Annotated in this window: 3 protein-coding genes; all 3 read right to left on the bottom strand. The window is 73.8% G+C overall.

The genetic code is table 11. From position 1 onward, the window contains the following. On the bottom strand, positions 1–547 hold a 547-nt coding region (locus Q8O14_00855), incomplete at its 3' end, for an EamA family transporter (protein MDP2359289.1). A 106-nt stretch (positions 548–653) separates the two neighbouring features. Next, the gene (locus tag Q8O14_00850) at positions 654–3326 is read right to left on the bottom strand and encodes an SIS domain-containing protein (GenBank protein MDP2359288.1); all 2673 of its coding nucleotides are present in this window, start codon (positions 3324–3326) and stop codon (positions 654–656) included. A gap of 24 nt (positions 3327–3350) precedes the next feature. Then, positions 3351–11000 (bottom strand): CHAT domain-containing protein, encoded by a 7650-nt coding sequence (locus tag Q8O14_00845; protein MDP2359287.1) that lies wholly within the window; start codon positions 10998–11000, stop codon positions 3351–3353. Positions 11001–11015 lie beyond the last annotated feature (15 nt).

Below are 11015 nucleotides of genomic sequence, written 5' to 3'. Positions count from 1 at the left end.
GGGCCGCCGCCAGGGCCAGCGCTCCCTCCCGCCTGACGCGGGCAGCGTTGCCCCGGGCCAGCAGCGCGAAACTGGCCCCGGCGGCCAGCCCGCCCGCCAGGCCGCGCAGGCGACCCGCCGCGGCGAACAGGTCCGGTCCCGCCAGCAGCACAAGGCCCGCGCCCAGCAGCGCCAGCAGGGCCACCTGGCGGGAGAGGCCCGGGGCGGCCGCGGGCGAACGGCCCGTCGGCGGCGCCAGTCGCTCCAAGAACAGGCTGAAGACGGGAAAGAGGGCGTAGCTGAGCAGGGCCAGCGGCACCCCGCCCTGCTGCACGGCGTCGAAGAAGCAGCTCCAGTGGAAGGCCAGCAGGGCGCCCGCCCCCAGCATCCAGCGCCAGCCGGGCCAGACTCGCCCTTCCCGCTCCTTACGCACCAGCAGGACAAGCCCCAGGGCCAGGCCCGCCACCAGGGAGCGTCCGGCCGTGATGGCGAGGGGGTCCAGCCCCAGCTCCCGCCCCAGCAGGCCGGCGGCGCCGAAAAGCAGGATGGCCAGATGCAAGGCGCCCATGCCGGATCCCGTCCCCTTGCCGCGCCGCGGCTCAGCCCGCGAGCGTGGCGGTGTCTGAACTGGTGCCCAGCGCCCTGTTCCCGCCCGCGAACAGGCGGGAGCGCCTTCAGTCCACGGTGATGCTCTTCGAGACGTTCTTGGGGGCGTCGGGATGCACGCCGTGGTCCCTCACCCCCAGGCCGTCGAGCAGGGCCATCTTCATCTCGCACATGCGCAGGGCAAGCCGCTGGAGGACCAGGATGGAGGTGAAAGTGGTGGTGATGAGGTCGCCCGAGGGGGGCAGGGCGATGAAAATGCCCTTGTAGTCGCGATGCCCCATGGGCGGCTCGCAGGCGGCGCGGCGCAGGTGCTCGTCCTCCTCGGCGATGACGATGCTCATGGCGCCGCGGATCTTGTGCGTGTTGATCTGGGTGATGGTCAGCTCCACGTCCCGCTTGCCCGGACCTGTCACGTAGATGAGCGGGTAGTCCCGGTAGAGGCTGGCGAAGACGCCCTGGCCGTCCTGGTTGTGGGAGGTGGAGGAGAGCGCCGCGGGGCAGGCCGATCCGTTCTTGGCCGCCACCGGTGGGAAGATCCGCCCGGCCAGCTGCTCCAACCAGCCGGCCAGCGCCGCCGGATCGGTGGCGAGGCCGTCCCGCGTCACCTGCCGGGCCAGTTCACCACCCAGGGCGCGGGTGTAGTCCTTGATCTGGTCCAGGCCGAAGCCCGTGTTGAGGCCCAGGATGGTGTTGGGGCCGTGCTTGAACTCGGTGGCCTCGATCCCCTCGGCATGGTTGAGCACGACTTCGCGGATCTTGAGCGCCCCCTCGCGGGCCACCCCCCACATGCGGGTGGCCAGGATGTGCAGGCTGGGGGCCTGGTAGAGCACGGCGGCGGCCTCCTCCACCGTGGCGGCCGTCTCGCTCAAGGTGCGCGCCAGCAGGTCGGGAATCTGCTCCAGGCGCTCGCGGCGGCCCAGGATGGCCTCGAAGCCCGTGGCCGAGCCGCGCACGCGTCCCCCCCGCGCCGCCGCCAGGTAGAGGGCCATGCCGTAGAGCATGGTGAGCTGGTTGATGAAGCTCTTGGTCGCCGGCACGGCGATCTCCGGTCCGCAGCGCAGCGGGATGGCGATGTCCGCCTTCTCCTGGGCGAGGGTGGAGTTGAGGTTGTTCACCACGCAGATGTGCTTGAGCAGCGGCGCCTTGTGCTTGAGGTCGTCCACCACGTCGATCACGTCCTTCGTCTCCCCGCTCTGGGAGATGGTCACCAGCAGATCCTGGTCGGTGATCGAGTGGTTGTATTGGCTGCGATACTCGCCCGGCAGCAGGGGCACGAACTTCACGCCGCACAGGTCATTGAAGAACATGGCGCCGGTGCGGGCCGCGTTGTAGCTGGTCCCCGAGCAGACGGCGTAGATCTGGCCACCCTGCTCGAGGGTGCGCCGCGCCTCCTCGACGAAGCGGTAGAGCTGGGTGGTCAGCTCGTTGATCTCGTCGTTCTCGTGGTAGAGATCGGCCAGGAGGAGCAGCTCCCGCCGCGGGTGGTCGTGGAAATGCTCCCGGGCCCAGGCCAGATGCGGTCCGGCGTCGCTGTAGAAGGCGGGATCGGAGCGGATCTCGGCGGGCAGCTCGTTGAACAGCTCCCAGAGGGCGTCGTTGTCGAAGAGACCGGTGCAGGAATCAAGCAGGGCCTCCGGCGTGGGGGCGTCGGTCAGGGCCATCAGCTCATCCTCCACCGCGCTCATGACGCGGCGGCCCGAGGCGCCGGCGCTGCGGAAAAGCTGGAGGCGCGGGCTGCCGTTGGACAGGTAGCGCACCAGGCGGCGGGCGCTCTCCACCTCGTCGGCGATCTCCTGCTCCATGAACCAGGTGAAGCCGGGCCGCAAGCCGATGTCGTCCACGCGCAGCCGGCTGAAGCGCGGCGTCACCTCGACGGGATCGCCCGGCTGGAGGACCACGTGGCCGCGTAGCGGGTCCTCCACCTCCATCTCCTCGTAGGCGTAGACCTGGTAGGAGTCGGCGCGGTACTCGACGAACTGCCCACGGCGCAGGGGCAGGATCATGCGGGTCTGCCCCAGGACGGCGGTGAGGTCGCTTGACGCCAGGAAGAAAGGATTGGGCTCCGCCTCGTCCAGCACGCCGATGCCGGCGTAAAGGCTGGACCCCGCCTTGATGGCGTAGCTGGTGCCCGTCTCCGGGATGACGATGATGGCGGCGTAGGCGCCTTCCACCCGGCCCGCCGCCGTCACCACGGCCTGCCTCATGGCCGCCTCCGGCGAGCCATGGCGTCCGCTGGCCAGCTCATCGTCGTAGATGTGCTCGATCAGGTGGACGAGCATCTCGCCGTCGTTGTCGGATCGCACATCGTGGCCACGCTCGGTCAGCCACGCCTTGAGTTGGGGGCTGTTGCTGATGTTGCCGTTGTGGGCGCCGTAGATGTGCCGCCGGCAACGCACGACGTGGGGCTGGGCGTTCAGCTCGTCCACCGCCCCGTAGGTCGCCCAGCGCACCTGGCCGCAGAAGATGTGCCCGGCCTGCTGGGGCATGCCCAGGGCGGCGCAGATCTCGCTGGGGGCGCCCGGCGCCTTGAGCAGGGTGACACGGTCCCCGTCCTGGAAGGCGCCGCCGGTGGAATCGTAGCCGCGGTACTCCAGCACGCGCAGGAGGCGGGTGGCCACCTCCCCCAGCCGCTCCGTGCGCCGCAGGTAGACTAGCCCCAGCACGCCGCAGGCCAGACCCTGGCGCATGGCGGGCACGGGAACGGGCAACATGGCGAGCAGCTTGATCAGGCGCGTGAACATGCGGACTCCTCCTTCATGGCCCTTTTATCGACCAGTGACGACCCGTGGTTCAGGCAGCGGCTGTCCCGTCAGGCAGAAGGCCGCCCAGTGGGCGGGATGGGGATGCACCCAGCGCCGCACGGCCTGCTGGGCCTCCTGCAGGGCAAGATCGGCCGGTCGACCCTCCGCCAGTCCCCGGTAAAGATGCTTGACCAGCACGGCGGTGGAGAGATCGTCCACTTTCCACAAGCTGGCCAACACCCCGCGTGAACCCGCCGCCATGAAAGCGCGGGGCAGGCCGGCGCTCGCCTCCTCCCCGCCCCGGCCCAGGGCCGTCTCGCAGGCGGAGAGGACGGTCAGGCCCGCCGGCAGGTCCAGGGCGGCGATGGTGGGGGCGGCCAGGCGGCCGTCGCTGCCCGGGGCGGGACTGAGCAGCAAGGCGCTTTCAGCCGGGCTGCGCGGGTCGTGCACGGCGTGGCAGGCGAAATGCCGGAAACGGCGGGCCGCGCCGTCCCCCCGCAGGTCCGCCGGAGTGGCCTTCGCACCCACGGCCAGCCGGGCGGCGGGATGCAGCCGTCCAAGTTCGGCCACCTCGAGGGCCGTGTACTCCAGGGCGTCCATCCCCGGCACGTGGGGGTCGCTCCACACCGCCCCCGGACTCGTCCCGCCGGGCAGACCGGCGCTGTAGGCCAACTCGGCCAGGCTGCCCGACCGGCAGATGGCGGTGGTCTCGCCCCACCAGCGGCCGTCGGCCAGGACCAGGCTTTCGAAGGCAAGGCCGTGCAGTTCGCCCTGGGGCAGCAGCCAGACCCGCCGGGGTGGCGCCGTCTGCCATGCGGGCGGCAGCAGCCAGTGGGCGAGGCGACGGCCCGTCCCCTCCGGACTGAGGAAGGCCAGGATGCGGCCGCGATGCAGGCCGGCCAGGATGCCCAGGCTGTCCCGCGCCACGTCCAGGGGCCAGCAGCGCAGTTCGCCGGACTGCCAGAGGAAGCCCCAGGCCCTATCGCGGCCCACGTGCCAGCCCAGGAGGGCCTGGTCCGGCTCGAGCGAGGCGCGCAGCAGCTTCTGCAGATCCGCCTTGCCGCGCGGGGCGGCCAGGCGGCTGTCCCCGCTGCGCCGCACGACCATCTCCTGCAGCCCCAGGTTGCGGCCGCGCTCGCTGGCGGCCAGGGCCTCCCAGGGCCGCTCGCTCCCGTAGAGGGCGACCAGCTCGTCCGTGATCAGGCGCTGCAGCAGACCACGCCCCGGATCAAAGCGGACGGGGGCGAGGCGGGCCGTCTCCTCCTCCGCCTCCGCCAGGGCCGATTGCAGCAGCTCCTCCGCCGCCGGCAGGCGTTTGAGCCGGACGAGGGCCCGGCCGGCCGCCAGCCTTGCTTCCAGGGCCTCGCGGCGGAAGAAGAGGCGGGAGGCGCGCACGGCGCAGGATTGCGCCGCCAGCAGGGCTTGCCCGGGATTGCCCAAATCCAGCCTGAGCAGCGCCAGTTCCAGTTCCAGCCGGCAGGCCTCACGCTCCTCGCCCAGGGCGGCGGCCGCGGCCATGCCCCGGACCAGCTCCCGTTCCAGGCGCGACAACTCGCCCGAGGCCCGCCGCTGGCGCAGCAAGCCCTCGGGCAGGGCGGTCCAGGCCTCGGGGAGGCGCAGATCGGGGGCGAGCAGTCCACGCAGCGCCGCGGCCCGGTTGCGCTGCGTGACGAGGGCCCGGCGCCGGGAACCGGACAGGCTGTCCTGCTCCAGGGCCCGCCGGCAGTCCTCAAGCGCTTCCGCCCAGCGTCCGCCGCGCTGGTGGAGACGGGAGATGTTGTTGTAGACGGCGCTCAACTCGAGCGGATCCTGGAGCACGACGCCCAACTCCTGGGCGCGGGCGAAGTGGGCATCCGCCGCCGCCGCCTCCTCCAGCTCGGTGGCGAGCAGGCCCCGCGTGTTGGCCAGGAGCAGGGCCAGCTGCAGATCGTCAGCGGGCAGGGCGGCCTCGGCCCGGTCCAGGAAGGCGGCGCATTCCCCGTACTGTCCCAGGCTCCAGGCGAGATCGGCCTGCCGTTGCAGGTGGAGGGCAAGACGGCCGGCGGGCAGGTCTGAGGAGGCGGCGAGCAAGGCCGCGCGCTCCATCCAGAGGCGGGCGTCGGTCAGATTACCCAGGCGCAGGGCGATGATGGAGCGCAGCTCGTGGGCATCGAGGCTTTCCAGCGAGTCCAGGGCTGCCCAGCGCAACTCCGGCGTCTGCAGGCAGTCCCAGGCCAGGCGTGCCGCCTCGGTGTCCAGATAGAGGCGGGCGAGGAAGAGGGCGCGGCGGGGATCCTCCCCCTCTGGCATGAGACGGGCCTCGCGGGCCAGCGCGGCCGCCCGCTCGCGTCCGCCCCGCCGCTCCAGGGCCAGGAGGCGGTCCTCGAAGGCGGCGCGCACGGCCGCCGCCGGGGCGGGCGGGGCCGCTTCCTCCCCCCCGCCGGCCGGGGGCCGCTGCTCCACGATCAGGCGGCGCCAGAGACTGTCCGCCGCGGCCGGTCGACCGGCCAGGTCGGCCAGTTGCACCAAGCGGGGGGACAACCGAACCCAATCGATGTGGGCGCCCTCGGTGCGGCCCAGGGCCTCGAGCAGCACATCCAGGGCCTCGCCCGGGCGGCTGCCGTCCAGGGCGCTGGCCGCCCCCAGCCGAAACAGGCGGCCGGCGCTCTCCTGGTCCTCCACCTGCAGGGCCAGGCGCAGGGCCCGCCGGTAGGAACGCCAGGCGGCGTCGTGCTCGCCGCGGCGCCGGTACTCGTTGCCCAGCTGGACCAGCTCCTCCATGCCCTGTCGCTGCCCGGCCCGCCGCTCGGTGGGCGAGAGAAGAGGTGCGCCGATGCGCCACCAGCCCTCCGGCACGCCGACCTGGCTGTCGGCCAGCAGGGTGAGGGCGAAGTCCTCCAACGGGGCGCCGTGCTGGCCGCGTCCTGGCTCCGGCACAAGGGCCTGGCGCAGACCGGTCTGGGCCAGCAGGCGCTCCAGGATGAGCCAGCCTTCCCGCCAGTCGGCGGGATGGGCCGATTGCCAATCCACCTCGCCAAGGACGAGCAGCTCGCCGGGCAGGTCCAGGGCCATCAGCTCGCGCAGGGCGATGCGGTGGCCGTCGAAATCCAGCCAGGCGGCATGGGGGGCGCCCGGCACGAGGCGCAGCACGCCGTCCAGGGCCAGCACGCGGGCGTCCAGGCCGGCGGCGGTGGGATCGAGCAGGGCGGCGGCGGGCACCCGGCGCGCGGCGGTGGGTGGCCGCAAGCGGGAGCCTCCGCCCACCACGGCTGCCTCATCGGCGGCCAGCACGGTGGCCGTCCGGCAGACGCGGTGGACCTCGGGGGCGGCGAGCAACCAGGGACCAAGGCTGTCCTGCACCCCGACCCAGCTCAGCCCCTCCTCACGCCAGGCGGGCCAGGCCGCCGCCGCATCCGGCGTGGGTTCCAACCAGAGACGGAGGCGATCCTCCCGTTGGCGCATGTCCTGGCGGGTGGCGGCGAGCAGGGAGTCCGCCCGCCGGACCTCGCCCGGCGCGCCCGGATCGGCCCAGTGCTTCTCCAGTGCCCGATCGCGCTCGGCCAGATCGGCGCGCAGGTTGCCCCAGGCGTTGGTCCAGCTCTGGGCGGGAAAGGGCGGATCCGCCTGCTCCCACAGCCGCCGCCCTTCCCACCAGGCCCGCCAGGCGGCGGACTCCGCGGCGGCCGATCCACCCGCCCGGGCAGCCAGATGATCGAGGCCGTCCAGGACCACGGCGGCGCGGCGCACCGAGGCAAGGCCGTCCGGCTCGGCCGGCAGATCGAGCAGGATCCGGCGCAGGGCGGTCGTCTCCTCCACCGCCTCATCGGCGCGGCCCAGCGCCAGCGACGACTGCAAACGCGCCCAGACCGTGAGCAGGGCGGCCTCGGGCGGCAGCTCCTCCACCGGCCAGGCGGCCAGCCGCTCCCGCGCCGCCGCCGCATCCCCCGTGCCGGTGAGCAGGCGGGCCCAGGCCAGATCCACGGCCAGGCGCTGTCGCCTCGACCAGGTCAGGCCGGCGCTGCGCCGCCAGCCCTCCAGATCCTCCAGCAGGAGCAGGGCCCGCGAGCGCAGCAGCAGCCCGTCCACCGGACCGGCCCGCCCCGCCTGCTCGTCCAGATCCTGGATGCGCAGCAGCTCCAGGCGCAGGCGTTGCTCGGCCGTCAACGGGACGGTTCTGCCCTCCAGCAGTTGCCCCATGGCATGCCGCAGCCGCGGTGCCGACGCGTCGAGGCGGGCCAGGGCCTTCGCATCCTGTTCACTGGTGGGTCGAGCCAGCAGGTGGAAGCTGAGCGCGCTTTCCACGGCCCGCGCCTCGATCCCGCCCAGCACGGCGGACCGCGCCGCCCGCGCCGTCTCCTCGCAGCGCCGGACCGCCTCCTCCCACCGGCCCAGGACGGCCAGCTCGCGGGCGATGGCCAGATCCAGACGGAGCATGCCGTCCACGTCCTTCTGCCGGCGCAGGAGGCGCCGCCGGTCGTGCAGGCCGCGCAGGCGCAGGTCCACCGCCCCCTGGCGTCCGCTCAGGTCGTCCAGCAGGGATTGGCGGAGGGCCTCCTCCTCGGCCGCCCCCCAATCCAGCCGGCCTTGCCCCGTGTAGAGGCCGGGGAAGTTCCAGAGGGGCACGCTGAGGCCCAGCAGTTGCACGCGCAGCCAGTTCTGGGCCGGCTCCATGGGCCAGGGCCCCTCCTGCGCCTCGCGGGCGGCCTGGTTGAGGGAGGCGGGGGCCTCCTCGTCCCCCAGCTCCATCTGGATGATGGCCAGGTTGCGCCAGAGGATGGCCCGCTGGCCGGGATCGCTCTCCAGGGCCAGGGACTGCCGCAGCCAGGCCTGTGCCTCCACCGGCCGCCCGCGCTCGCCGGCCAGCATGGAAAGGCGGGCCAGCAGTTCCCTGCGCTCGGGTTGAAGTCCCAGCCGGGCGGCGAGCACCTGGGCGCTGTCCAGATCGCGGGCGGCTTGCTCCAGATTGCCGCTCCACTGCCGGGCGGTGCCCAGGTTGATGAGGAAGCGCAGCTGCTCCTCCGGCCGGCGGAAGCGGGGACTGATGGACAGCCGGTGCTCCCAGGCCTGGCAGGCCTGGGGCGCCCCGAACTCGCCCAGGGAGAAATAGAGGTTGCCCAGGTTGGTGGCGAGGGCGGCCGCCAGGTCGGGATCGCGGGCGGGATCCGTCCAGCGCAAGCCGCGCTGGGCCAGCAGGATGGCCCGATCCCGCATGGACTCCTCATCAGGATCCTCCAGGCGGCCCACCCCGCGGTGGCGGAGGCGGCTGACCGCCTCGCGGCCGCGGCCCAGTTCGCGCAGCAGGCCCTTCAGTCCGCCCCGCCGGCCGGCCGCCAGATGGATCTCACGGCTGAGATTCCAGCTGAGCGTCAGGCAGGCGGCGGCGAGGCGGTCGTCCAGGTCCAGGGCCTCCTCGAGCAGGAGGTCGGATTCGGGCAGATGGGCCGGTTGTGATTCGGCCCGCCAGGAAAGCAGGAGGCCCAGGGCCCAGGTCTCCACCGCCCGCCGGCGCAGCGCCTCGCCCCGCAAGGGGGGGCCGCCCCGACCCTCATTGGCGCGGCCCTGGCGCAGGATCAGCTCCACCTCGTCCAGGCGATCCAGGCGGGCGAGGGCCTCCAGCCGCAGGCGCCAGGCGCGGGACTCGGCGGGGTCGAGGGCAAGCGCCAACCGGGCATCGGCCTCCGCCGCCTCCCAATCGGCCGCCGCCACGGCGGTGGCGGCCCGCTCCAAGAGCCAGTTGATCCGCCGCAGGCGCAGGATGCCGGCCAGGGCCGGCTCCTCCACCGCCGCCAGGGCATCGTCCGCCCCGCGCAGGGCGGCCAGCGCTTCGTCGAGTTGCCCGTCCTGGCGCCGCAGGTCGGCCAGCAGGCCCTGGCCCTGGGTCCAGGCGCGCCGCTGGAAGGGCACGAGGGCGGCCGGCGCCTCCTCCAGGGCCAGACGCAGGTCCTCGCGTGCCACCAGGCGGCCGTCGCGTCCGGCGGCGGCCTCGCGCCGGGCCAGCTCCACCGTCAGGGCCAGGCGCAGCGGCGGAATGGCGTCCAGCACGGCCAGGCGCTCCCGCAGCCGCAGCCGGGCGCGGGCGTCCGACAGGCCCTCCAGGGCGGCGAGGTCCCGCCGCAGCCAGTCGGCGAGCAATTCGGGGCGGTCGGCGTGATCCATCGCCAGGCGGGCCAGGGCACCTCGCGCCGCTTCGCTTTCCCCCAGCCGCTCATAGGCCCGCACTTTGAGCGCCAGGCCGTCCGCCCGCTCGGCCAGAGTGTCGGGCAGGGTCTCCAGATCCAGCAGGGCGCCCAGGGCGCGCTCCAGGCGGCCGGCATCCAGCTCGAAGCGGGCGCGGGCCAGCTGGGCCTCGGCGGCGGCGCCCGGCAGGCCCTCCTCCCGGCAGCGCCGGGCCAGCTCCTCCAGGGGTGCCGCGTCGCTGGCCGCTTGACGGCGCAGCTCCAGTTCAAGCGCCATGGCTGCCAGGCGGGCCCGCGCCTCGGGACCCTTCATCCAGCCGCGCAGCTCGTCCAGCCGTGCCAGCAGGAGACCGGGTTCTCCGCCCGCGGCCATGCGCAGGCGCATCTCGCGCAGGGCTGCCTCGTCGGCGGCCGGGCTGCCCGGCCACGCCGCCTGGATCGTCTGCAGCAGGGGAAGACCCAGCTCGCGCCCCTCGTGATGGCGGGCCAGCTCCAGCCAGGTTCCGGCGGAACGACCCCCGGTGGCGTCATCGAAACCGCCCCCACCCAGCGGGAAGCGGCCTTCGGCCTCCTCCAGCCAGAGCAGGGCGGGGCGCTCGTCCTCGGTGTAGACCAGGCGTCGCCCGGCCACGCTAAGCTGGCGTGGGGCGCGACCCTGCTCGAGCAGGGGGCGGGGCGGTTGGCCGGCTCCCGGCTTGACCAGCCACAGCTGGCTGGGCGTGGCCAGCTCCTCGCCCGGCCGCCGCACCGCGCCGTCCTCGAGGGTGATGGCCCAGAGGCCGCCCTCCGGTCCCGGCATCATGTCCAGCAGGGCGCTGGACGGACGCCAGACCTGGCTGCGCCGGGTGGCGGGGCGGGCCTGGCCCAGCAGGCTGTCCGGCAGCCACTCCACCACCATCTCCAGGGAGTCCGCCAGTGAGAGCAGGTAAAGGCCGCCGTGGCCGGGGCGGGGCAGGGAGGCGGGCCGGGCCAGCTCGCGCACGGTGGTCCGGCCGTCCCAGCGCATGACGCGGCGGCCGCCCGGGCTCTCCTCGTCCCAGTAGAGGGCACCGGCGCCATCGCGCACGGGGTGGTCCTGGGCGCCGGGTCGGCGCAGGACGGGCCGCGCCTCCCCCGTCCGCCCGCCCCGCCAGCGGGACAGGGGGATCTCCCAGATGTCGCCGGCGGCATCCTCCCGTTCCGAGATGAAGAGGATGGCCGCGCCGTCCGCCGCGAACCGGGGTCGGCGGTCCACCGCCACGTGGCGGGTGAGGCGGCGGGGGCGCTCCCCGGGACCGGCCTGGAGATCGCGCAGCCAGATGTCCCAGTTGCCATCCACGAAAGAGCTGTAGGCCAGCCAGCGGCCGTCCGGGGAGAGGGCGGGATCCTGCTCGGCGTCGCGCCCGCCCAGCGGCCGGCCCGGCGGACCGAGCAGGGTGTCCAGGGTGCTGCGTCCACCGGGGGCGCCCAGCCAGTCGGGCTGGGCGGCGGCGGGGAAAAGCGCCCCCAGCAGCACGGCCAGCAGCAGCGGGAACAACATCCGAACTGGACGACT

Source organism: bacterium (assembly GCA_030685015.1).
In the GTDB taxonomy this organism is placed as follows: Bacteria; CAIWAD01; CAIWAD01; order CAIWAD01; family CAIWAD01; genus CAIWAD01.
Note: the sequence above shows the minus strand (reverse complement) of the source record. Positions and strands in the feature narration are given on the sequence as shown.

What these genes read in the sequence shown, in the direction of transcription:
- Q8O14_00850 (MDP2359288.1), bottom strand. Translation starts at nt 3,326, where the DNA reads ATGTTCACGCGCCTGATCAAGCTGCTCGCCATGTTGCCCGTTCCCGTG.
- Q8O14_00845 (MDP2359287.1), bottom strand. Translation starts at nt 11,000, where the DNA reads ATGTTGTTCCCGCTGCTGCTGGCCGTGCTGCTGGGGGCGCTTTTCCCC.